The following is a 23,830-nucleotide window of genomic DNA, read 5'->3' as shown; positions in this document are numbered from 1 at the left end:
TTATTTTATTTTTTGGCACGATCCCATTTGGGTCGGGCTTACGCACTACATGGTAGCTCCCTTCAAACCCTAACGCTCCTGATCAAAAACTTTGTCAATAACCGCTTGATGTCTACGCTTAAAACGCGCACTTGAACCTGCAGCAGGAGCCGAATGATAATCTCTCGACGCACATTCTAATTTAGCTAATTCAAAACGTTCTAACATATAACCCCAAGCACCCATATTTTTAGGTTCTTCTTGTGCCCAAACATATCTTTCTACATTTGGATATCTATCCATTACTTTCCCAATATTCTTGTTGTGTAATGGGAATAATTGTTCAATTCTAATTAACGCAATGTCTTCACGACCTAACTTTTCACGCTCTGACAATAAATCGTAATAAAATTTACCCATACAGAACACCATTTTCTTCACTTTAGAAGTATCTACCGTATCGTCAATTACTTCTTGGAAAGTTCCGTTTGCTAAATCTTCAATAGGGTTTACCGCTTTGGGATGACGTAATAAACTCTTTGGTGTGAAAACAATTAATGGTTTTCTAAAATCACGTTTTATTTGACGACGTAACAAATGATAAATGTTTGCTGGCGTAGAACAATTCGCAATCGTCCAATTATCTACTGCAGATGATTGTAAAAAACGTTCTATTCTTGCTGATGAATGCTCAGGTCCTTGACCTTCGTAACCATGAGGTAATAACACTACCAAACCATTTTGTAACTTCCATTTATCTTCAGCAGAAGAAACATACTGATCAAATATTATTTGTGCTCCGTTAGCAAAATCACCAAACTGAGCTTCCCAAATAGTTAATGTATTTGGAGCTGCCATAGCATAACCATAATCAAAGCCTAGTACTCCGTATTCTGATAAATGTGAGTTGTAAATAGTCATCTCACCTTTATTCTTCTCATTTGTGTTTAACAAATTAATTCTTGCTTCGGAAATTTCATCACGTAAAATGGCATGACGGTGAGAAAAAGTTCCTCTTTCTACATCCTCTCCAGAAATTCGCACATCATATCCTTCTTCTAATAATGATCCATATGCTAACGTTTCTGCCATTCCCCAATCCAATTCATTGGTTTCAAAGACCATTTTTTTTCTTCCGTCTAATATACGCTCTGCTTTACGAACAAATTTCACACCTTCTGGTACACTAGAAACAATTTTTGCAATATTTTTTAATTTGTCGACAGAATAAGTCGTATCTACAGGGTGCAACATGTCTTGCAATTGTTTACGCACAAAGTTTTCCCAAACCTCTGGCATAAATTCGCTAATCTTAGAAGTCTCTTTCTTTTTAGATTCATCAAACTCCACCTCTAACATTGCTTTGAAATCTTCTGTAATTTGATTTACGTAAGATTTATCTATACTTTCTTCACGAATTAATTTATCTACATAAATATCTTTAGGATTTTTATGTTTTGCAATTGCTTTGTATAAATTCGGTTGGGTAAAACGAGGTTCATCACCTTCGTTATGCCCATATTTACGATATCCTAATAAGTCTATATAAATATCTTTTTTGAATTTCATGCGATATTCAACCGCTATTTCCATCGCATGACATACAGCTTCTGCATCATCTGCATTAACATGTAAAACAGGGCTCAAAGTCACTTTTGCAACATCTGTACAATACGTACTTGAACGTGCATCTAAATAGTTTGTAGTAAATCCAACTTGGTTATTTACCACTATATGTAAAGTTCCTCCAGTTTTGTAACCATTTAAGGTCATCATTTGTGCAACTTCATACACAATACCTTGACCTGCAACAGCGGCATCACCATGTACTATAATTGGTAATATTTTACCATTATCACCTTTATAATCTAAGTCTATTTTAGCACGAACAATTCCTTCTGCTACAGCAGCTACCGTTTCTAAATGTGATGGATTTGGCACCAAATTCATCTTCATTTTTTGTCCGCCTTTATATGCTTTACTAAGTGTTAACCCTAAGTGATATTTTACATCTCCATCGATATCTTGATCCTCAAAATCTTTTCCTTCAAACTCGCTAAATAAATCTCTAACTGGTTTTTTGAAGATATTTACTAGGGTGTTTAAACGACCACGGTGAGCCATTCCTAACACACATTCTTCAACACCATATAATTCTGCAGCATCACGAAGTGCAACACTAATTCCTGGTATTAAGGTTTCTCCTCCTTCTAAAGAGAAACGTTTTTGACCCACATATTTTGTTTGCAAAAAGTTTTCAAAACCAACCGCTTGATTTAGTTTAGAAAGTATGTATTTTTTTTCGTTTAAATCATAATTAGGGTGATTATCATTTTTATTTAAACGATTTTGCCACCATTTTAACTCTTCAGGATTTCTTAAATACATATATTCAACCCCAATACTATCACAATAAATAGCTTTTAGATGATTGATGATGTCTGATAAAGTTTTAGACCCTATTCCTAAAATTTCTGCAGCGTTAAATACTGTCGATAAATCATCTTGTGATAATCCAAAGTTTTCGATATCTAAGGAAGGTGTGTATTGTCTTCTTTCACGAACAGGGTTCGTTTTAGTAAACAAATGCCCGCGAGTACGGTAACCATTTATTAAGTCTATCACTAAAAATTCCTTGTGAACTCCTTCAGGAACTTCTACTGAAACTTCTTCATCAGTCAACGAATAATTCTCGTTTGCTAAATCATATCCCTGAAAAAAACTTCTCCAACTCGGTTCTACAGTATCAGGGTTTTTTTGATATTGTTCATACAAATCACCTATAAATCCCGTATGTGCTGCGTTTAAGAACGAAAACTTGTCCATATATACTATCGTACTTTTCTAAATAAGAATAATAGATACAAAAGTACAACTTTTACTAAAAAAGTTTTCTTTTTTTGAGTTTTAATTCAATTGAAAAAAAATCAATTTTTTTTCAAAATTTATTTGCAGATTCAAAAAACCGTATTATATTTGCACTCGCAAAACACAAATAGTGTTACGCAAATTCCTCAATAGCTCAGTTGGTTAGAGCATCTGACTGTTAATCAGAGGGTCCCTGGTTCGAGTCCAGGTTGAGGAGCAAAAAAAAGTCTAGCATTTAGCTAGACTTTTTTATTTTCGTATAATTTAAAACCTTGTTTTAGTTGTCTTTTCTCTCTTTACTCAAAGAATATGGTACTGCATTATTTGTCTTTGCCCAATCTTTATTAGGAACATTTCCCATCGTAAAATTAAAAGTCCCTCCCTGTTGAATACTTTTAAAGTCTAAATAATTTTTATCATATTCAGTACCATTAAGAGAAACTGATTGTATATACATGTTTTCTTTAGAATTATTTAAAGCATTAATTTCAAATGTTTTTCCGTTTTCTAGTCTAATTATCGCTTTTTTAAACAACGGGCTTCCTATTACATATTCATTTACTCCTGGTGTAACTGGGTAAAACCCTAAAGAACTAAATACATACCAAGCAGAAGTTTGTCCGTTATCTTCATCTCCACAATAACCATCTGGTGTTGCTGCGTATAACTTTGTTAAAACATTGCGTATTTTTTCTTGGGTTTTATAAGCTGCATTCGCATAATTATACAAATAAATCATATGTTGAATTGGTTGATTTCCATGCGCATAATTACCCATATTTACAATTTGCATTTCTCTAATTTCATGAATTGTTCCTCCATAATAGGAATCGTCAAAATCTGGAGGCATTGTAAATACATTATCTAATTGTTTTTCAAATTCTGATTTCCCTCCCATTAATTGAATCAAACCTTCAATATCATGAAAAACTGACCATGTATAATGCAAACTATTTCCTTCTGTAAAAGCATCCCCCCACTTTAAAGGGTTAAAAGGGGATTGAAAACTACCATCTTTATTTTTACCTCGCATTAATTTGGTTGACGGATCGTAAACATTTTTATAGTTCTGAGATCTCCTATAAAAAGTATCTGCAATATCCTTTTTACCTAATTTTTCTGCCATTTTAGCAATCGTAAAATCAGCATACGCATATTCTAACGTTCTTGCCGTATTTTCGTTAATATTTACATCATAAGGTACATAACCCAATGTATTATAATAGTCTATCCCCTCTCTTCCTACAGAACTCATTTCATCACCCTTTTTAGACAAAGGTCTCCCCTGAGAAGTGGTAGCATTCTTTAATATTGCTTCAAATAAAATAGTTGCCGTTTCTTTATTTACATTTCCTTTTAAAAATGCATCTACAATAATTGGTGCAGAATTAGAGCCTATCATACAATCTCTATGTCCAGGACTTGCCCATTCTGGCAACCAACCAGATTCTACGTAAGTATTTGCCAACCCTTCCATAATATGACTATTTAACTCTGGATACATCATATTAAAAAAAGGAAACACAGCTCTAAAAGTATCCCAAAAACCATTGTCTGTAAACATATAACCTGGTAATACTTTTCCGTTATAAGGACTATAATGTACTACTTCATTCTTTTCATTAAACTCGTAGAATTTTCTTGGAAAAAGGAGCACTCTATACAAACAAGAATAAAAGGTTTTAATATGATCTGTATTATTATCTTCTATCTGAATTTTATTCAATTCTTCTTCCCAAGCGTTCTTAGCTTTCTTCTTTGTTGCATCAAACGTATCATTTCCTATTTCTCTGTTTAAATTCAGTTGTGCCTGTTCTGGACTAATAAAAGATGAAGCTACTTTTACATGTACTGTTTCTCCCCTCTTGGTTTTAAACCCAATAATTCCTCCTACATGCTTCCCTTCATTTTCTGTAGAATTCTCAAGCAATTTCCAATCATCTCCCCAAGTATGGTTTATTTCAAAATCTTTATCAAATTCTGCTACAAAATAATTGTGAAAATTATCAGGAACTCCACCACTATTATTTCTGCAATACCCAATGATTTTTCTTTCTTCAGGAAAAATTTTCACCATAGAGCCTTTAAAAAAGGCATCTAGCATAATATAAGATTTTTCAGCTTCTGGAAACGTAAACTTAAAATGTGCTGCACGTTCTGTAGGGGCAACCTCAGCAACCACATCATAATCTGCCAAATATACTTTATAGTGATAAGGCTTTACCGTTTCTGCTTTATGAGAAAACCACGAAGCTCGTTCTTCTTCTTTGTATTTAAGATCCCCTGTAACCGCCATTAATGAAAATGCAGCATAATCATTAATCCATGGACTTGGTTGATGAGTTTGTTTAATTCCTCTTATTTTATTTTCATCATATTTATATGTCCATCCATCTCCCATTTTTGAGGTCATTGGAGTCCAAAAATTCATTCCCCAGGGTGTTGCAATAGCGGGATAAGTATTTCCATTTGACAGACTATAATTAGAATCTGTTCCCATTAAAGGGTTTACATAATCTACCAGATTTGTATTAGCTAAAGTTTCTGTTTCTTTTTTTGTTTGTTCTACACAAGATACTATCAGTATACTTATTAAATACCAGACAAGTTTGTACTTCATTTTAATGTTTTTTAATTAAATTCTTTAAAAATAACTTCTTCTTTTTAAAACAACTTTAGAACTAATTCAATAAATATTTATAAAAATAGATTTTTTATTTAAACCATAAAATTATTAATGTTTTATACTGATAAATATCATTTTATCTATTTGCTCTCATAACTATTTTTGACTGAAGAATAAAGCTATTCATTATGGGAGAAATTGCGACATCTAACAGGCAAATTACTTTATTTTATAGTTCTAAATCCACAAGAGCTAAACAGACTTTAGCCTATGCCAAAGCAGAAGGGTTACCAATTCAAGAAATTGACATTTTAAAAACGCGTCTTACGGGAACACAGATAGCAGAACTTGCAGACAAACTCAATATTGAAATTAGAGATTTGGTAAACCAAGAACACCCTTCTTATACCTCTCGTTTTGAACATCATGATTTTTCTTCTGATGACTGGATAAAAATGATACAACACAATCCAGAAATCATGAAACAACCCATTGCTTTAAGAGGTAATATAACCATCTTGATTGAAACACCTACAGACATTATTAAAATATAGAGCTTACTTAAATAGTATAAATAAACAAGCTCTGAAAAAAGAGCTTGCTCGGGGGCGAACGAAAAAGACTTACTTCTATGTAAGTCTTTTTTTTATTTTTACACCATGCATTTTCCAAAAAAACTTCAAAACAAAGTCCAACAACGTGAAGAGAACAACACGTTGAGAAGTCTTAAAAACACTATAAATTTGATAGATTTCTCATCTAATGATTATTTAGGCTTTGCTAAATCTGAAGTTATTTTTGAAAAAACACATCAATTTTTAATTGATAAAAACATCAAAATCAACGGAGCAACAGGTTCTCGTTTGCTTTCTGGAAATCATTTTTTACACACTGAACTTGAGAAGCACCTAAGTAACTTCCACAATTCGGAGAGCGCTTTAATATTTAATTCTGGCTACGATGCTAGTCTCGGATTTTTCTCTTCAATACTTCAACGTGGAGATATTATTTTATTCGACGAATATATTCATGCTTCTATTAGAGACGGAATTCAACTATCAAATGCAAAATCATTTAAATTCAAACACAATAATATTGAAGAATTAGAGAAATTACTAATCCGTCATTCCAATTCTATTACAGAAACTCAGTTAAATGTATATATTGTAACAGAAAGTATTTTTTCTATGGATGGGGATACTCCTGATTTGATTAAGATAAATAACATCTGTAAAAAACACAATGCTCTCTTAATTATTGATGAAGCACATGCTTTAGGTGTTTTTGGCCTTAATGGTTGTGGGTTATCTCAACATTTAAATTTAGAAAAAGATATTTTTGCTCGTATTGTTACCTTCGGAAAAGGCTTGGGTTGCCACGGAGCAGTAATATTAGGAAGTGAAAAACTGACTCAATACTTAGTAAATTTTGCCCGTAGTTTTATTTATACAACAGGTTTATCTCCTCATTCTTTAGCAACTATTAAGATCGCGTATGAAGAGTTGAATAATTCTATCATTAATAAACTACATCAAAACATTCATCATTTTAAAACAGAAATTAAGCGATTATCCCTCAGCGAGCGATTTATTGAAAGTAATTCAGCCATACATTGTTGTGTTATTTCTGGCAATACAAGAACACAAAATATCGCTGAAAAACTGCAACAAAAAGGATTTGACATAAAACCAATTCTTTCTCCAACGGTTTCAGAAGGAAAAGAACGATTGCGTTTTTGTTTACACAGTTATAATTCTACCAAAGAAATCACCAATCTTTTAGAGAACCTTGCTACTTTTGTAAATTAAACGTCATTGCGAACGAAGTGAAGCAATCTACTTTAATTATTAAAGATTACTTCTTCGCAATGTTCCTCGTAATGACATGAAACAACAAAAATATTTTATCACAGGAATTTCTACGGAAGTTGGCAAAACCATTGCTTCTGCAATTGTAACAGAAGCTTTAGAAGCCGACTATTGGAAACCTATTCAAGCAGGAGAACTTGATTATTCCGATGCTCATAAAGTTGGAAAATTAATCTCAAATTCAACAACGATTATTCATCCAAATAGCTATGCGCTCAACACCCCAATGAGTCCGCACGCTGCTGCTGAAATTGATGGAATTAAAATAGATATTAAAAAAATAAAAGAACCGAAAACCAAAAACCACCTAGTTATTGAAGGTGCTGGCGGATTGTTAGTTCCGTTAAACGACACAAATACTATTTTAGACATTATAAAACCCGATTATAAAGTAATTGTGGTTTCTCGTCATTATTTGGGAAGCATCAATCACACATTACTAACAATAAACCTGTTAAAAGAAAAAGGATTTGATGTTTCATTAATTTTTTCAGGTGATGAACATAAAACCACGGAGGAAATCATTCAGAAAATGACTAATATTCCTGTTATTGGTCGCATAGAAGAAGAGCCTTACTTTGATAAAAACGTAATTAAAGAATACGCAGAATTGTTTAAAGATAAATTATGAACTTAACCGAACGCGATAAAAAACACCTTTGGCATCCGCTAACTCAGCATCAGTTATATCCAAATCATTTAGCAATTACCAAAGCTAAAGGAGCAATTCTATACGATGACAAAAACAATGAATATATAGACGGCATTGCCTCTTGGTACACCTGTATGTATGGACATTGTAATGAATACATTACCAGTAGCGTTTATAAGCAAATGCAACAATTAGATCATGTTGTTTTTGCTGGGTTTACTCATGAACCCGCTATAAAACTATCTGAAGAACTCATAAAAATACTTCCTGAAAATCAGGAAAAAGTCTTCTTTTCTGATAATGGCTCAACATCCGTAGATGTTGCTATAAAAATGGCCTTGCAATATCATTTTAATCAAGGAGAAAAAAAAGGGAAAATTATTGCTCTTGAAGACGGATTTCATGGTGATACTTTTGGTGCCATGTCAGTCTCTGGTTTGTCGGTTTACAACGGACCTTTCGAAGATTTTTTTATTGATGTAGCCCGTATCCCTGTGCCAACACAGGAGAATTTCGAACACGTAAAAGAGGAATTTATAAAATTAATTACAGAACATAACGTTGCCGCTTTTGTCTATGAACCTTTAGTACAAGGTGCTGCTGCCATGAAAATGTTTGATGGTAACTTATTAAACGAGCTTATTAAAATTGCACAAGAAAACAATGTTCTAGCCATAGCAGATGAAGTAATGACTGGCTTTGGAAAAACAGGTAAGAATTTTGCTTCTGAATATTTGGAGCACAAACCAGATATCATCTGTTTGTCAAAATCATTAACCGCAGGCTTGGTTCCTATGGCAATTACAAGTTGTTCTCAAAAAGTATACAACGCTTTTTTAAGTGATGATATTGGTAAAGGTTTTTTTCACGGACATACTTATTCTGCAAATCCAGTAGCATGTTCTGCTGCTTTAGCTGGAATAGAATTGTTACAATCTGAAGAAATTCAGGGTAATATCCAAAGAATTATTAAATCGCATCAAGAATTTGACTCTAAAATAAAAAAGCATCCAAAAGTAAAATCAACCAGACAAAAAGGAATTATTTATGCATTGGATTTAAATGTTGAAATGGAACGTTACGGTGATTTACGCTACAAACTCTTCAATTTCTTCATGGAAAACGGCGTTTGTTTACGTCCGTTAGGTAACACTATTTACATTTTAGCTCCTTTTGTAATTACCAATGAACAATTAGAAAAAATATATAAAACTATAGAAAAAGCATTAGAAATCCTCTAATGCTTTTTCTAATAAGTTAATTTGTTCTTGTGTTTCTTTAATTGTTACATACAAGTCTTCATAAAACCATTTCTTATCTACACGAATACCATTAACGGTTAAAACACCTTCTACTTTACTTCCTTTTACTGGGATTGTAAATGCAACTTCTCTATCATTATTATTTAAAGAAATATTACCCGACGGAAAACCATCACTTACAATATTGGTTCCTAAAATTGCCGTCGCTTTTGGATTTTTATTAACCGTAATAAGAATCTCCTCAATCGGTGTAGCTTCTTTCAGCTCGGAAAATACGCCGAAAACAGCAGTTCCAATACCTCCAATAAATAAAATAAATAATAACAAGCACCCAGAACAACAACCTAAAGGCAAAGCCCAAGGCCAATTTTTACTAAACCAACTTCTTTCTTGATATTCCTCCATATAAAATAGTTTGAAACCTTATTTTTGTACAAAAAAAAAAATTTGACAACACCAATTTCTATAATTTCTTTTGATTCAATCTCTTCCTTAGGAAGTAATGAAAATAGTATTTGGAGCGCATATTTAGATGATAAACATCGAATTTCTACTAAAACTATTAACGAAGAAACAACTTTTGTAGCACATCTTTCTGAAGAAAACAATGCGTTAATTGAGGAAATTAAAAATTCCGACAACAAGTATAAAAATCTCGATAAAACAGTTTTATTTGCTATTTTCTCTGCAAGAAATGCTGTAAAAAAAGCAGGATGGAAATCAAATGATAACTTCGGTATTAACTTTGGTTCTTCTCGTGGAGCTACTCATTTATTTGAGAAATATCATGAAGAATTTTTAAACAAGGGAGTTTCGTCAACCTTAAGTTCTCCAACCACCACTTTAGGAAATATATCTTCTTGGGTTGCTCACGATTTACAAACCGAGGGGCCAGAAATTTCTCACTCGATTACGTGTTCCACAGCATTACATTCCTTATTAAATGGAATTGCCTGGATAAACTCAGGAATGAGTGATAAGTTTTTAGTAGGGGGTAGTGAAGCTCCGTTAACAGATTTTACGATTGCACAAATGCAAGCTCTAAAAGTATATTCTAAAGAAACAGAAGGCTATCCTTGTAAAGCATTCGATTTAAATAAAACAAAAAACACTATGGTGTTAGGTGAAGGTGCTGCTGCTGTTTGTTTAGAAAAAGGAATTACTAAAAATGCCATTGCCAAAATAGAAGGTATTGGTTATGCTACCGAAATTTTAAAACACAATACATCGGTTACTACAGATGCTGAATGTTTTCAAAAATCGATGAAAATGGCGACTCAAAACGTCAATTTAGAAGAAATTGATGCCATTGTAATGCACGCTCCTGGCACAATAAAAGGGGATTTATCTGAAGTAAATGCAATAAAAAAAGTTTTTTGTAACAAAACACCATTTCTAACTACCAATAAATGGAAGTTAGGACACACCTTTGGCGCATCTGGTTTATTAAGTTTTGAATTAGCCTTATTAATGTTACAACATCAACAAGCTATTCAAGTTCCTTTTGCCGCTACCCAAGAACAACCTAAAAAACTAAGAAAAATATTAGTGAATGCTGTTGGTTTTGGAGGTAATGCAGTCTCAATTTTAGTTTCAAAATAAATTGTTCATTTATTTTCAATTATATACTTTAGAATCGTTTAAATTAATTGCTCTATGTTAGACTCTTTTTATCAATTAAATTCTTTTGAAAAAACATACTGGATTATTACAGCTGTATTTACACTAATCTTTTTATTTGTGTTAATCGGTGCTTTTATAGGTGTTGATGGTGATGATATTGGCAATGTCGATGCAGAAATAGATGCTGATACTGGCGCGAGTTTCCAATTCTTTACCTTAAAAAATTTAGTGGCCTTTTTTACCATATTTGGTTGGACTGGAATTGCAAGTATTAATGCAGGTAATTCGAAATTAATCACTATCCTTATTTCAATTACTTGTGGCTTAATAATGATGACAATTATGGCGGCAATGTTTTATTATATCAGCAAATTAACCTCTAGTGGCACTCTAAAAATGAAAAATGCATTAAATGCTATTGGAGAAGTCTATTTAACAGTAGGTGCCAACAGATCTAAAATAGGAAAAGTACAAGTAAAAGTACAAGGCGCTTTAAGAGAATTAGAAGCTTTAACAGATTTTAATGAAGATCTCACACAAGGAAATGTTATTAAAGTTATTGAAGTAACAAACAACGGAATATTAATAATCGAACCTCAAAAATAAAAATTACTATGCTAAACTTTATTGTATTACAAACTTCACCTTTTGCTGGGTTAGCAGCTATTGGTATTGCTATTCTATTTATTTTTATATTAATTACAGCGCTTATAAAGCGATATAAAAGATGTCCTTCTGATAGGATTTTAGTAGTCTATGGAAAAGTCGGAGGTGGTGAATCTGCAAAATGTATTCATGGTGGAGCCGCTTTTATTTTCCCTGTAATTCAAGATTATCAATTTCTAGATTTAACACCCATATCAATAGAAGTGAATTTAATAAATGCACTTTCTAAACAAAATATTCGTGTAAATGTTCCTTCTAGATTCACCATTGGTGTTTCTACCGAACCTGGAATTATGCAAAATGCTGCTGAAAGACTTTTAGGTTTGGGGCAAAATGAAATTCAAGAATTAGCTCAAGAAATTATATTTGGTCAATTACGTTTGGTAGTTGCTTCCATGGATATTGAAGAGATTAACTCTGATAGGGATAAGTTTTTAACAAATATTTCTCAAAGTGTTGAATCTGAATTAAAAAAAGTAGGTCTAAAATTAATCAACGTAAATATTACGGATATTGTTGATGAATCAGGATATATAGAAGCATTAGGAAAAGAAGCAGCTGCACATGCTATTAACGCAGCTCGTAAATCTGTTGCTGAAAAAACTAGAGATGGTTCTATTGGTGAAGCAAACGCTGTACAAGATGAAAAAACACAAGTTGCTGCTGCTAATGCAAAAGCAATAGAAGGTGAAAACACAGCAAAAATTGCCGTTGCAAATTCAGATTCCTTAAGAAGACAAAGAGAAGCCGAAGCAGAAAGAGTTGCCATCGCTTCTGAAAAAGTACAAACAGCGAAAGCATTAGAAGAATCATACGCTGCAGAGAAGGAAGCTGAAACTGCCAGAGCTGAAAGAGAACGCTCATCTCAAATGGCAGATATTATTGTACCTGCGGAAATAGATAAGAAGAAAGTAGAAATAGATGCAGAAGCGGAAGCGGAAAGAATTAGAAGAAAAGCGAAAGGGGAAGCTGATGCTATTTTATTTAAGGCACAAGCAGAAGCACAAGGGTTGTATGAAGTTTTAACAAAACAGGCTGCCGGATTAGATCAAATTGTAAAAGCAGCTGGTAATAATTCTAAAGATGCTGTGCTGCTTTTAATTGCTGACAAATTACCAGAACTGGTTAAAACACAAGCTGAAGCTATTAAAAACATAAAAATTGATAAAATTACTGTTTGGGAAAATGGTGGTGGCAAGGATGGAAAATCATCTACTTCAAGCTTCATTTCAGGAATGTATAAATCTGTTCCTCCATTGCAAGAAATGTTTAACATGGCAGGTATGCAATTACCTGATTATTTAAAAGGTAAAGAAACTCCTGCAGATGTTGTTGAAGATGTAACAGGAGAAAATTCTGAAGAAAACAAATAAGCCATAATAAATTCCGTTTCTAAAGCGGAATTTTTTATTTTTGACTTTGACAAACAACGATTTTATGAGTGAGATAAGACACAATTGGACGAAAGAAGAAATATTAGAAATATATAATAAACCTATGATGGAGTTGCTTTATGAAGCTGCTACAATTCATAGAAAACAACACGACCCGAATGTTGTGCAAGTTTCTACTTTACTATCTATAAAAACAGGTGGATGCTCAGAAGATTGTGGTTATTGTCCACAAGCAGCACGTTACCACACAGGTATTGAAGGGAATGACCTAATGACGGTAAACCAAGTGAAAGCACAAGCTTTAAGAGCTAGAGAGAGTGGAAGCTCTCGAGTATGCATGGGAGCTGCATGGAGAAATGTAAAAGACGGACCCGAATTTGATCAAGTTTTGGACATGGTTAGAACCATTAACAAACTAGACATGGAAGTTTGTTGTACCTTAGGAATGGTAACCGAAAATCAAGCACAACGTTTAGCAGAAGCTGGTTTATATGCCTATAACCACAATTTAGATTCTTCTGAAGAATATTATAAAGAAGTAATTTCTACGCGTGGTTATCAAGATAGATTAGATACCATAGATAATGTTCGTAAAACCAATGTAACTGTTTGCTCTGGTGGAATTATTGGAATGGGAGAAAGCGCAGAAGATAGAGCAGGAATGTTAGTCGCTTTATCAACCTTGAATCCGCAGCCAGAATCTACACCTATTAATGCATTAGTTGCCGTAGAAGGAACTCCATTAGAAGATGAAAAACCAGTAGAAATTTGGGACATGATAAGAATGGTTGCAACCACTAGAATTGTTTTACCAGAAACACAAGTTCGTTTATCTGCAGGAAGAACTCAAATGAGTAGAGAAGGACAAGCAATGTGCTTCTTTGCAGGAGCAAATTCAATTTTTGCAGGTGATAAATTACTTACAACCCCAAATCCAGATGTTAATGAGGACATGAAAATGTTTAAATTATTAGGATTAACTCCTCAAAAACCATTTACTAAAAAAGTACAGCCACAAACCGTGGAAGCAAAAGATTCTAAATTTGAAGCTTTAGGCGAAAAACCAAAATGGACACGCCCAGAGCATAAAATTGAACGCAACGAACTTAAAAAGCAAGAAGCTAAAAAAATTGAAGCTTAAACAATATTTATAAAACCCTCAAATTAATTTGAGGGTTTTATTTTTAACAAATTATCTTTAAATAAAACTCGTAACGATTTCTTAACTTTGCTCCTAAAAACTGTAAAATGAGTTTAGATCTTTCTCAAATAGATAGAGTTAGTACTATAACAAAGGAAGACTTTATCAAAAAGTATTTTAAGCCACAAAAACCTGTGGTAATTGAACATTTTATTGAAGATTGGCCAGCATATAACAAATGGTCATTAGATTATATGAAAGAGGTTGCTGGTGATGTAACAGTACCTTTATATGATAATAGGCCGGTAGATTATAAAGACGGTTTTAACGAGCCTCATACTACTATGAAAATGAGTGAGTATGTAGATTTATTAAAAAGAGAGCCTACAAAATTCAGGATTTTTCTTTGGAATATTTTAAAGGAAATACCTGTTTTACAAAAAGATTTTAAGTTTCCTGATTTTGGGTTAAGCCTAATGAAAGGATTACCAATGTTATTTTTTGGAGGTAGAGACTCTTACACTTTTATGCATTATGATATTGATTTAGCGAATATTTTTCATTTTCATTTTGAAGGAAAAAAGAAGGTTATTTTATTTGATCAAAAGCAAAACAAGTACTTATATAAAATTCCTCATTCGTTAATTACTCGAGAAGACATTGATTTTAACAATCCAGATTTTGAAAAATGGCCTGCACTAAAAAATGCAAAAGGATATATTGCAGAATTAGAACATGGTAATATATTATATATGCCAGAAGGGTACTGGCATTATATGCGCTATGTAACTCCAGGTTTTTCGATGAGTTTACGTGCTATCGCACGTAATCCAAAAAATTTAGGAAAAGCCATTTACAATGTCTTTATTATGCGTACAATTGATAATATGATGCGTAAAATTAGAGGTCAAAAATGGATAGACTGGAAAAATGAACAAGCCATTATAAGAACTAATGTGGTTAATAAATAACATCATAAAAAGGGACTCAATTGAGTCCCTTTTTTATTTTATTGTTAAATACTTATATATCAGATATTAAAACAAGTTTTTAATAATTAATTTCATAAATTCGTTAAAAAAAAGAGATGAAAAGATGCCCACACTGTAGTTCTTCGGATAGAAGAAGGACAAAGAGAAATGGTTTTGTAAGGTATATACCTTTGGTAAAAACGTATTATTGTTTGCAATGCGGAAAAAAATACCATTGGGTTTCGTTAATAAATACTCCTGTAAAAAAAAATTAAAATAAAATTCATAAAAAAAGCAGCTTGAATAAGCTGCTTTTTTTATGAATTTTATTTTTACTACTTTACTTAAAGAGTTTAAAAATATCATTTCCGTTAGCAAAAATTAGTAACGTTAGTAATAATATAAATCCTGCAACTTGAGCATATTCTAAAAATTTATCGCTTGGTTTTTTACCTGTAATCATTTCCCATAAAGTAAACAATACATGCCCCCCATCTAACGCAGGAATTGGTAATAAGTTCATAAATCCTAACATGATCGATAAAAACGCGGTAATGTTCCAGAAGCTTTCTGCACTCCATTCTGAAGGAAAAATACTTCCTATAGAAATAAACCCTCCTAAACCTTTATAAGCTCCTGTGCTCGGGTTAAAAATCTTTTTTAATTGTTTTATATAGTTGGTTAATGTGCTCCATGCTTTTTGAGTTCCAGCAGGAATTGCTTCTGCAAACGAATAATTTTTTTCTGCTAAATTATAATAACCTAATTTTTCTAAATCTGTAAATGGCAAGTATCCAAGACCAACACCTATAGTTCCTTCTTCAGAAATTTTTACAGGAATTTGTTTTAACTTTCCATTTCTATTTACCGTTACCGTTGTTTCTTGTCCTTTATAAATTGACAATTTTTCTTTAGCTTCATCATAATATTTTATTGGAGTTTCTCCTACTGCAACCACAATGTCTTTTGCTTGTAAACCAGAATTAATATTTGGTGAATCTTTAGAAACTTGCCCTATTGTAAATGGATACCGTGGCATTATGAAGTTTCCTGCTTCTTTGCCTCTATCCACAATTTTTGAAATAAAATCAACTGGAATTACCTTTTCAATTACTTCTCCATTTCTTTCAATACTGTATGAATTTCCATTAATGAATTCTAGAGGTAACTGACCAAATTTTTCAACTTTATTACCATCTACTGATAAAATTTTATCTCCAGTTTGTAAACCTAAATCGATAGCTAATTGATCTTGTGCCCAAATACCATCTTTTACGTTTTCGTTTGGTAAAAATTTTTCACCATAAGCAAACATTAAAAATACATAAATTAACCATCCTAACACAAAATTTACAATAACTCCTCCTAACATAATTATTAAACGTTGCCACGCAGGTTTAGAACGGAATTCCCATGGTTGCGCTGGTAATTTCATTTGCTCAGTATCCATACTTTCATCAATCATACCCGCAATTTTTACATATCCTCCTAACGGAATCCAACCAATACCATACACCGTTTCTCCAATTTTCTTCTTAAATAATGAAAATTTATAATCAAAAAATAAATAGAACTTTTCTACTCTGGTTTTAAATAATTTTGCTGGTATAAAATGCCCTAATTCGTGCAAAACAATTAGTAATGATAAGCTTAAAATAAATTGTGATGCTTTTATTAATATTTCCATAAAGGGTTATTATCTAATTTAAAATTGAGCAAATGTACGTTTTTCAAAACAGTTGTAAAAGTATCGTATTTATCTTGTCTAGGTTTTAACAAAGATTTTAGGAAACTGTTGCTTTTAGCTGTATTTTTGCAATATAATTCATGAAAATGGACACAAATTTCTTTAAAAAATCTAAAAAAACATTTTTTTTTCTTATTGGTTTTACCTTGATTGGACTTCCAGTTTTTTATCATTTGGTAAAGACAGATGAAAAATTACCTATTTACAATCCAGCAGATGTTAACCCTAAGCTGGTAGATAAGTCTGTTAGAAGTAAAACAAAGAATCATAAAGTATCTGATTTTAAATTGATTAATCAAAACGGAGACATTATCACTAACAAAGATTATGAAGGAAAAATTTATGTTGCTGATTTCTTTTTTACACGTTGTCAAACCATTTGTTTAGCCATGGCGTACAACATGAGTGAATTACAAGAGCATTTTAAAAATGATAATGAAGTAATGTTTCTATCACATTCTGTAACCCCTGTAATGGATAGTGTTCCAGTCTTACGATCTTATGCAGATGCTAAAGGTGTTATTGACGGAAAATGGAATATAACAACCGGAGACAAAAAACACATTTATGATTTAGCTCGCAAAAGCTATTTTGCAGTATTAGATGAAGGAAGTGGTGATGAAAATGATTTTATTCACACCGAAAACTTTGTGCTAATTGATAAAGACAGACGCATCCGTGGTTCGTACGATGGAACCAAGAAAGAAAACATGCAAAAAATTATTGAAGATATTAAACTATTAAAAGAAGAGTATAAGAAATAAACTACTTCCTGTTGCCGTCGTCATCAAAATTTTGAGAAAGTGCTTGTTCTGTTTTAATTACCGATACCGCTAAAGAAAGTAACAAAATAACCATCGGTTGCCATGTGATTTTAGGGTTTATATATGCTAAAATTACTGCTGCTACAAGTGAAATTGCAGCATATATAATAAACTGCTTGGTAAAAAATTGGTTCGCAAACTGCCAAACATCTTCATTCTTCATAGATTTATTGGTTCGATATCCATATAAAGAATTAATTTTTTTTGGTGGAAAAAAGTAAAAGATCAAACTAAAAATAAAAAGTAATCCGTTTACTGATAAAACATAATAATACTGGTTCATTTTATTTCTTCTTTTTAGGTCTTATTAATCCTTCTTGTGCAACGGAAGCAATTAATTTTCCATCTCGAGTGTAAATATTTCCTTGAGCAAAACCACGCGCTCCAAATGAATTTGGACTTTCAATTGAAAACAACATCCAATCATCAAAATCAAAATCGCGATAAAACCACATAGAATGATCCAAACTTGCCATTTGTGTGTTTCCAAAATTAGCTTCGCTTGCATTCGGATTTAAACAAGCGGTTAAAATATTATAATCAGACAAATAGGTTAAAATTTGTTGTTTTATAGGTAATTCTAATCCTTTAACATCTCCTTTTAACTTAAACCAAACATCAACTATCGGTGGTAAATCTTTTTTTTCTGACGGATTAGGTAAATGAACAGGTTTAAAATCTATAGGTCGCTCAATACTTAAAAAAGCCTTCGTTCTTTGGGGTAAAAAGTCACCAAATTGCTCTAACATATCCGACCAACTTAACAATTCTTCTGGTTGTTTTATAGCTGTTTTAATTGGTCTTTGATGCTCATATCCTTTTTCTTCTTTATGAAAAGAACACGCTAAAATAAAAATGGTTTTTTCTCCCTGATGAGCAGTAACACGTCGCGTAGAAAAACTACCTCCGTTACGGATCGATTGTACGCTATAAGTAATAGGTAAATTTAGGTTTCCTGCTTCTAGAAAATAGGCATGTAATGAGTGTAAAATTCGTTCTTTAGGAACCGTTCTATAGGCTGCATTTAAAGACTGTGCTAATACTTGACCTCCAAATACATTCGGACTCCCAATATCTCTACTATCCCCTTCAAAATTATCATCTCCTTTATCTTCAAGTGTAAGTATATTTAATAGCTCTTGTGTGTTTTTCATCGGGGATACTTTTTTTGAAAAAGTAAAGATACCCGATTACACTTGTGCAACAAAATTTTTAACTTTAAAAGGATAATTTTGATGAAAAGGTGTAGGTTCTATCCTGCTCAACAACAAGCTTAAAAATCGATTAGGAATAGTGTTTTTATGACGCAAATAAATTGTTAAATCTTGAGGTACAGCACCTACCGAACTTTTTATTTCACTTGCTGTTCTTCCGAAGTTGATATGGCATAATTTTCTTTGTATTGCTATATCTACATAATCATATAACATTCGTTGATAAATTGCATACTCTCTGTTGTATTGGTAATCTATACCTACAAAATGAGCATCTAATGTTTTTTGATTAACGATAGCAGATAAGAACCCAACCAATTTATTTTTTAAAAAGTACGCTTTAATTACATAGTTTTCTCCCAAGTTATTTTTAAGTTCTCTATAACTTTGAATATTAAACTCACCTAAATTAAACCCAGCCTTAGAGGAAACATTTTTATACAAATAAGTCATTTCAGAAAGATAGTCTTCAATATTTTCTTCTGAAATATCAATTGTTTCTAACACAAAACTTCGTTCCATTGCCTTTTTAGCTTTTACACGAAACTTCGTTTTCATATCGGCTAAATAATCAGTAAAATTTTGCCATTCTCCATCAATAGACATTATCATGTTAGGCTCCACATTAAAGGAATAGTAATTACATTCATGCAATTCATTGGTAATGACTAACGATTCTTTTACAAAATCTTTTAACATATAAGCACTAATCTCCTTTTTAAGTTTTGGATTAGAATTTACAAAGTGCAAAACCGCTTTTGCTAATTCTTTGATCACAGCTTGTTTATTTTGATTTTGTTTAATAAAAATACCGTGTTCTCCACTCACAAACGTGTTTCCACAAGTTATTATTTTAAAAGGTTTTTTTGGTAAAATAACCCCTAAATTACGTACCAAACATTTTACTTTTTCTAAAAATAACTCTGATTTGTTTTGGACACTTTCTAACTGAAAATTTACAATTTGAATAGTTGAAAAAGCAATTGGTTTGTTAATTTCATCGAACAAAACAACGTATGAAAATTCAATTTCTGGGTGATTGTTGGCCAGTGCCGACAAATAATTTGGATGAAAATACACATTATGGATACAATCCAAACTATGCCAAATTTCTTCAGGAATTTCCTCTACGGAAGAAAAATAATGTGCGTTATGTGTGTTTATACAGAAATCCAAATGTGATAAAATAACCCCTAAATTTGTCGGTAAATTAAGTAATCTTTACATAATAAACTCTTTTTTAAATAAAAAAAACACCACAACAAAAATTGAAGTGGTGCTTTTTTTATACTTAAATGTCGTTGTTTATTTAACCTCAATTTGAATTGCATCATAATTATCTGATCTTACTCCAATTAAGCCTGAAGTTGTTTCTCCTTTTTTTATAATTTTTCCATTGATGTTGTAATTCATCAAATCTTGTTCAAATTTTTTGTTAGCGCTCCCTGCTGCAATCATGTTTCCTCCTGCTAATCCAGGTCCTACAACTAACCCGATAGGTATAGAATTAGTTTCTGTTCGATATCCATTAGTGCTCTCTGTTGTGTATAAATTCAATGGAGTTAATAGTAAATACCATAAATATGAAGCAGGACTTTGTTTTAAGGTTTTAAAAACTTTTTCATTGTCCATGATATAAAGATTACTCTCATTTCCATACGCTAATTTGATGTCTTTTCCGAAAACCAAATCCTTATCTGAATTGTTAGTTATTTTTATTGCAATTAACCTAACTCCTTTTGCTAACTCTTTCTTTTCATATTTTTTCTCTAGAAGTTCATATTTATATTCTAATAAAACTCCCTTATCTGTGCTGTTTGATATATAATTTAAACTGTTCGGATTGATTGTTTTATAACCAGAAGCACAACTCGTTAATAAAATAATTACTGATAGTAGAAATATTTTTTTTAGCAATTTCATGTTTTTGTTTTTGTTTTAAAGCTGCGAATATATTTAAAAAAGTCACTAAAAAACAAAACCACTATGATAAATTCATAGTGGTTCTATCGTCTTTTTATAAAAAGGTAACTACCCTACCAAATTAATGATTTTACCAGGGACGATAATTACCTTTTTAGGTGTACGTCCTTGTAATTGTGCTTGCGTTCTTTCGTCTGCCATCACAATTTTTTCTATTTCTTCTTTTGATAAATCTAATGGCAATTCTAAGGTAAAACGCGTTTTGCCGTTGAATGAAACTGGATAGTTTTTAGCACTTTCTACCAAATGTTTCTCATCAAACTTTGGGAAATCGGCAATTGAAATTGATTCTTTATAACCTAATTTATCCCATAATTCTTCAGCAATATGCGGTGCATACGGAGAAACCAATACTAATAAAGGCTCTAAAATAACTCGTTTGTTGCATTTTAAAGCAGATAATTCATTCACTGCAATCATAAAAGTAGAAACTGATGTATTGAACGAGAAATTCTCGATATCTTCTTCTACTTTTTTGATGGTTTTATGTAAGGTTTTTAACTCGTCTTTGGTTGGTTCAGCATCTGAAACTTCAAAATTATCTCCGTTGTGGTATAACTTCCATAATTTTTTTAAGAATGAATACACTCCTGAAATACCTGAAGTTTTCCAAGGTTTTGTTTGCTCTAACGGACCTAAGAACATTTCAAACAAACGTAAACTATCTGCACCGTATTCTTCACAAATTAAATCTGGATTTACAACGTTGTACTTTGATTTCGACATTTTTTCTACCTCGCGAGAAACTTTAAAAGTTCCATCTTCTTCGTAAATGAATTCAGCATCTTTAAATTCTGGCCTCCAATTTTTAAAGGCTTCTGTATCCATTTCATCTGATGCATTAACAAAAGATACGTCTGTATGAACTTTTACCTCACCATGAAATACTTCGGGCTTATCTCTTTTTCCTAAATACTTATCAATTATTTTAAAAAATTGGCTTTCATAATCTGGGATTTTGTGATATTCATCTTTTTCAATTCTTCCCTTGTCAACCAAATCATTTGAAATAAAAACTTGAGGAATTCCTTTAATATTATGGATGAACTTATAAACAAAAGCCGAAGTTCCTAAAATCATTCCTTGGTTAATCAGTTTTTTAGCAAACTCATCAACAGGTAATACTCCTTTATCAAATAAGAATTTTTGCCAAAAACGCGCGTATAATAAGTGTCCTGTAGCATGTTCAGAACCTCCAATATATAAATCTACATCTTTCCAATACTCCAACGCTTCTTTGCTTGCAAATTCCTCTGAGTTTGTAGGATCCATATAACGGTTAAAATACCAAGAACTTCCTGCCCACCCAGGCATTGTATTTAATTCTAATGGAAAAACAGTTTCATTATCAATTAAATCATTACTAACAACTTCATTTTTAGTAATGTCCCAAGCCCAAACCTCAGCATTTCCTAATGGTGGTTTACCGTCTTCAGTTGGTAAATACTTTTCAACTTCTGGCAATACAATTGGTAAGTGTTTTGCATCAATCATTTGAGGCATTCCGTCTTTGTAATACACTGGGAATGGTTCTCCCCAATAACGTTGACGACTAAATACCGCATCGCGTAAACGATAGTTTATTTTTCCGTAACCAAAACCGCGTTTTTCCATTTCGTAGATCACGGTTTTCATTCCTTTTTTATAGTTTAAACCGTTTAAGAAATCAGAATTAGCAAGTTTAACACCTTCTTTTACCGAGTTAGCTTCTTCAGAAATATCAACCCCTTCAAAAATATTTGGAATCTCAATTCCGAAGTGTTTTGCAAAGGCATAATCACGTTCATCACCACAAGGAACCGCCATAACCGCACCTGTTCCGTAGCTTGCTAACACATAATCACCAATCCAAATTTGCACTTTTTCTCCCGTAAACGGATGTAATGCATACGCACCTGTAAACACCCCAGAAATGGTTTTTACATCTGCCATACGCTCACGTTCCGAACGTTTAGCTGTTGCTTCTACATACGCTTCAACAACTTCTTTTTGTTCAGCAGTTGTAATTTTTGCCACTAAATCGTGTTCTGGAGCCAACGTCATAAAACTTACTCCAAAAATAGTATCAGGACGTGTAGTAAACACATCTATTTTAGCATCATGACCATCCACATCAAAAGAAACCATGGCACCTTGTGAACGACCAATCCAGTTCGTTTGACTGTCTTTTAGCGGTTGTGGCCAATCGATATTTTGTAATCCATCTAACAAACGTTGCGCATACGCAGAAATTCGCATAGACCATTGGGTCATTTTTTTACGAACTACTGGATGACCTCCACGTTCTGAAACTCCGTTTACAATTTCATCATTTGCTAAAACGGTTCCTAATGCAGGACACCAGTTTACCTCAGTATCTGATAAAAATGTTAAACGATATTGTAATAATATTTCTTGTTGTTTAGTTGGTGAAAAGCCTTTCCACTCATCCGCAGAAAACGCTTCAATATTTTCATCAGCAACCGCATTTACATTCGCATTTCCTTCTGCTTCAAACTTTGAAATTAAGGTTGAAATATCTTCCGCTTTGTCAGTATCTTTATTGTACCAAGAGTTGAACAATTGGATGAAAATCCACTGTGTCCACTTATAATAATCAGGATTTGATGTACGAACTTCACGCGACCAATCGAATGAAAATCCGATTTTATCTAACTGTTTTCTGTACGTTTTAATATTAGTTTCGGTAGTAATTGCAGGATGCTGACCAGTTTGAATAGCATATTGTTCTGCCGGTAACCCGAAGCTATCATACCCTTGCGGATGCAATACATTAAATCCTTTGTGACGCTTGTAACGCGCATAAATATCAGAAGCGATGTACCCTAACGGATGCCCAACGTGTAACCCAGCCCCTGATGGATATGGAAACATATCTAACACAAAATATTTTGGTTTATCAGAAGTATTACTGGCTTTAAACGTTTGGTTTTTCGCCCAATATTCTTGCCACTTTTTTTCGATTTCTTGGTGATTGTATTGCATTTCTTGTAATTAATTTCTTTTTTGTCA

19 protein-coding genes and 1 tRNA gene are annotated in these 23,830 nt (G+C 32.5%); 11 read left to right on the top strand and 9 right to left on the bottom strand.

Translation table 11 applies throughout. The features are described from left to right. Positions 1 to 69 precede the first annotated feature (69 nt). A complete protein-coding gene (locus C7447_RS02985) occupies positions 70 to 2,805 on the bottom strand; it encodes a 2-oxoglutarate dehydrogenase E1 component (RefSeq protein ID WP_148868692.1) in 2,736 nt (911 codons plus the stop codon). A gap of 185 nt (positions 2,806 to 2,990) precedes the next feature. Between C7447_RS02985 and C7447_RS02980 the strand changes: the two genes are divergently transcribed. Then, positions 2,991 to 3,064 (top strand) — tRNA-Asn (locus tag C7447_RS02980). A 60-nt stretch (positions 3,065 to 3,124) separates the two neighbouring features. On the opposite strand, the gene C7447_RS02975 is transcribed toward C7447_RS02980, so the two are convergent. After that, the gene (locus tag C7447_RS02975; RefSeq protein ID WP_148868691.1) at positions 3,125 to 5,467 is read right to left on the bottom strand and encodes a GH92 family glycosyl hydrolase; all 2,343 of its coding nucleotides are present in this window, start codon (positions 5,465 to 5,467) and stop codon (positions 3,125 to 3,127) included. A gap of 194 nt (positions 5,468 to 5,661) precedes the next feature. Between C7447_RS02975 and C7447_RS02970 the strand changes: the two genes are divergently transcribed. From C7447_RS02970 to bioA, 4 genes are all read left to right on the top strand, one after another. After that, positions 5,662 to 6,027: an arsenate reductase family protein gene (locus C7447_RS02970; protein ID WP_148868690.1), complete on the top strand. Its 366-nt coding sequence runs from the start codon at positions 5,662 to 5,664 to the stop codon at positions 6,025 to 6,027. Positions 6,028 to 6,132: 105 nt separating this feature from the next. Further along, positions 6,133 to 7,281 carry an aminotransferase class I/II-fold pyridoxal phosphate-dependent enzyme gene (locus C7447_RS02965; protein ID WP_148868689.1) on the top strand — a complete coding sequence of 383 codons (1,149 nt, stop codon included), beginning with the start codon at positions 6,133 to 6,135 and terminating at the stop codon, positions 7,279 to 7,281. A 76-nt stretch (positions 7,282 to 7,357) separates the two neighbouring features. Next, positions 7,358 to 7,972 (top strand): dethiobiotin synthase, encoded by a 615-nt coding sequence (gene bioD, locus C7447_RS02960; protein WP_148868688.1) that lies wholly within the window; start codon positions 7,358 to 7,360, stop codon positions 7,970 to 7,972. Further along, positions 7,969 to 9,234, top strand: coding sequence for an adenosylmethionine--8-amino-7-oxononanoate transaminase (bioA, locus tag C7447_RS02955; protein WP_148868687.1), 1,266 nt, complete (start codon positions 7,969 to 7,971; stop codon positions 9,232 to 9,234). The genes bioD and bioA overlap by 4 nt, the downstream gene beginning before the upstream one ends. Here bioA and C7447_RS02950 read toward each other — a convergent pair. After that, a complete protein-coding gene (locus C7447_RS02950) occupies positions 9,220 to 9,660 on the bottom strand; it encodes a cytochrome c oxidase assembly factor Coa1 family protein (RefSeq protein WP_148868686.1) in 441 nt (146 codons plus the stop codon). The two genes, bioA and C7447_RS02950, sit on opposite strands and share 15 nt — an antisense overlap. Positions 9,661 to 9,702: 42 nt before the next feature. Here C7447_RS02950 and C7447_RS02945 point away from each other — a divergent pair, with 42 nt between their 5' ends. From C7447_RS02945 to C7447_RS02925, 5 genes are all read left to right on the top strand, one after another. Continuing rightward, a complete protein-coding gene (locus C7447_RS02945; RefSeq protein ID WP_148868685.1) occupies positions 9,703 to 10,857 on the top strand; it encodes a beta-ketoacyl synthase N-terminal-like domain-containing protein in 1,155 nt (384 codons plus the stop codon). Between the two features lie 54 nt (positions 10,858 to 10,911). Beyond that, the gene (locus C7447_RS02940) at positions 10,912 to 11,484 is read left to right on the top strand and encodes a hypothetical protein (RefSeq protein WP_148868684.1); all 573 of its coding nucleotides are present in this window, start codon (positions 10,912 to 10,914) and stop codon (positions 11,482 to 11,484) included. Between the two features lie 8 nt (positions 11,485 to 11,492). Then, positions 11,493 to 12,917 carry a flotillin family protein gene (locus tag C7447_RS02935; RefSeq protein ID WP_148868683.1) on the top strand — a complete coding sequence of 475 codons (1,425 nt, stop codon included), beginning with the start codon at positions 11,493 to 11,495 and terminating at the stop codon, positions 12,915 to 12,917. A gap of 64 nt (positions 12,918 to 12,981) precedes the next feature. Further along, positions 12,982 to 14,079 (top strand): biotin synthase BioB, encoded by a 1,098-nt coding sequence (gene bioB, locus C7447_RS02930; RefSeq protein WP_148868682.1) that lies wholly within the window; start codon positions 12,982 to 12,984, stop codon positions 14,077 to 14,079. 107 nt (positions 14,080 to 14,186) lie between these two features. Continuing rightward, on the top strand, positions 14,187 to 15,050 hold the full coding sequence (locus tag C7447_RS02925) for a cupin-like domain-containing protein (protein ID WP_148868681.1): 864 nt from the start codon (positions 14,187 to 14,189) through the stop codon (positions 15,048 to 15,050). A gap of 340 nt (positions 15,051 to 15,390) precedes the next feature. On the opposite strand, the gene rseP is transcribed toward C7447_RS02925, so the two are convergent. Continuing rightward, entirely contained in the window at positions 15,391 to 16,737 is a 1,347-nt protein-coding gene (rseP, locus tag C7447_RS02920; RefSeq protein WP_148868680.1) for an RIP metalloprotease RseP, read from the bottom strand. Positions 16,738 to 16,883: 146 nt separating this feature from the next. On the opposite strand from rseP, the gene C7447_RS02915 reads away from it, so the two are divergent. Beyond that, positions 16,884 to 17,561 carry an SCO family protein gene (locus C7447_RS02915; protein WP_148868679.1) on the top strand — a complete coding sequence of 226 codons (678 nt, stop codon included), beginning with the start codon at positions 16,884 to 16,886 and terminating at the stop codon, positions 17,559 to 17,561. A 1-nt stretch (position 17,562) separates the two neighbouring features. Here the strand turns inward: C7447_RS02915 and C7447_RS02910 are convergent, their stop codons facing one another. The 5 genes from C7447_RS02910 to C7447_RS02890 form a co-directional block, all read right to left on the bottom strand. Beyond that, entirely contained in the window at positions 17,563 to 17,904 is a 342-nt protein-coding gene (locus C7447_RS02910; RefSeq protein WP_148868678.1) for an SdpI family protein, read from the bottom strand. Position 17,905: 1 nt separating this feature from the next. Further along, positions 17,906 to 18,775, bottom strand: a complete 870-nt coding sequence (locus C7447_RS02905; RefSeq protein ID WP_148868677.1) for an acyl-CoA thioesterase — start codon at positions 18,773 to 18,775, stop codon at positions 17,906 to 17,908. A 36-nt stretch (positions 18,776 to 18,811) separates the two neighbouring features. Next, entirely contained in the window at positions 18,812 to 20,011 is a 1,200-nt protein-coding gene (locus tag C7447_RS02900; protein ID WP_211354888.1) for a GNAT family N-acetyltransferase, read from the bottom strand. Between the two features lie 129 nt (positions 20,012 to 20,140). Beyond that, positions 20,141 to 20,758 carry a hypothetical protein gene (locus tag C7447_RS02895; RefSeq protein ID WP_148868676.1) on the bottom strand — a complete coding sequence of 206 codons (618 nt, stop codon included), beginning with the start codon at positions 20,756 to 20,758 and terminating at the stop codon, positions 20,141 to 20,143. Between the two features lie 108 nt (positions 20,759 to 20,866). Next, complete coding sequence (locus C7447_RS02890) at positions 20,867 to 23,803, bottom strand: leucine--tRNA ligase (RefSeq protein WP_148868675.1); 2,937 nt, start codon at positions 23,801 to 23,803, stop codon at positions 20,867 to 20,869. Between the last annotated feature and the right edge of the window lie 27 nt (positions 23,804 to 23,830).

Source organism: Tenacibaculum adriaticum (assembly GCF_008124875.1).
Lineage (GTDB): Bacteria > Bacteroidota > Bacteroidia > Flavobacteriales > Flavobacteriaceae > Polaribacter > Polaribacter adriaticus.
Note: the sequence above shows the minus strand (reverse complement) of the source record. Positions and strands in the feature narration are given on the sequence as shown.

Coding starts and splice junctions, on each gene's coding strand:
- C7447_RS02985 (WP_148868692.1), bottom strand. CDS start 2,805: ATGGACAAGTTTTCGTTCTTAAACGCAGCACATACGGGATTTATAGGT.
- C7447_RS02975 (WP_148868691.1), bottom strand. CDS start 5,467: ATGAAGTACAAACTTGTCTGGTATTTAATAAGTATACTGATAGTATCT.
- C7447_RS02970 (WP_148868690.1), top strand. CDS start 5,662: ATGGGAGAAATTGCGACATCTAACAGGCAAATTACTTTATTTTATAGT.
- C7447_RS02965 (WP_148868689.1), top strand. CDS start 6,133: ATGCATTTTCCAAAAAAACTTCAAAACAAAGTCCAACAACGTGAAGAG.
- bioD (WP_148868688.1), top strand. CDS start 7,358: ATGAAACAACAAAAATATTTTATCACAGGAATTTCTACGGAAGTTGGC.
- bioA (WP_148868687.1), top strand. CDS start 7,969: ATGAACTTAACCGAACGCGATAAAAAACACCTTTGGCATCCGCTAACT.
- C7447_RS02950 (WP_148868686.1), bottom strand. CDS start 9,660: ATGGAGGAATATCAAGAAAGAAGTTGGTTTAGTAAAAATTGGCCTTGG.
- C7447_RS02940 (WP_148868684.1), top strand. CDS start 10,912: ATGTTAGACTCTTTTTATCAATTAAATTCTTTTGAAAAAACATACTGG.
- C7447_RS02935 (WP_148868683.1), top strand. CDS start 11,493: ATGCTAAACTTTATTGTATTACAAACTTCACCTTTTGCTGGGTTAGCA.
- bioB (WP_148868682.1), top strand. CDS start 12,982: ATGAGTGAGATAAGACACAATTGGACGAAAGAAGAAATATTAGAAATA.
- C7447_RS02925 (WP_148868681.1), top strand. CDS start 14,187: ATGAGTTTAGATCTTTCTCAAATAGATAGAGTTAGTACTATAACAAAG.
- rseP (WP_148868680.1), bottom strand. CDS start 16,737: ATGGAAATATTAATAAAAGCATCACAATTTATTTTAAGCTTATCATTA.
- C7447_RS02915 (WP_148868679.1), top strand. CDS start 16,884: ATGGACACAAATTTCTTTAAAAAATCTAAAAAAACATTTTTTTTTCTT.
- C7447_RS02910 (WP_148868678.1), bottom strand. CDS start 17,904: ATGAACCAGTATTATTATGTTTTATCAGTAAACGGATTACTTTTTATT.
- C7447_RS02905 (WP_148868677.1), bottom strand. CDS start 18,775: ATGAAAAACACACAAGAGCTATTAAATATACTTACACTTGAAGATAAA.
- C7447_RS02895 (WP_148868676.1), bottom strand. CDS start 20,758: ATGAAATTGCTAAAAAAAATATTTCTACTATCAGTAATTATTTTATTA.
- C7447_RS02890 (WP_148868675.1), bottom strand. CDS start 23,803: ATGCAATACAATCACCAAGAAATCGAAAAAAAGTGGCAAGAATATTGG.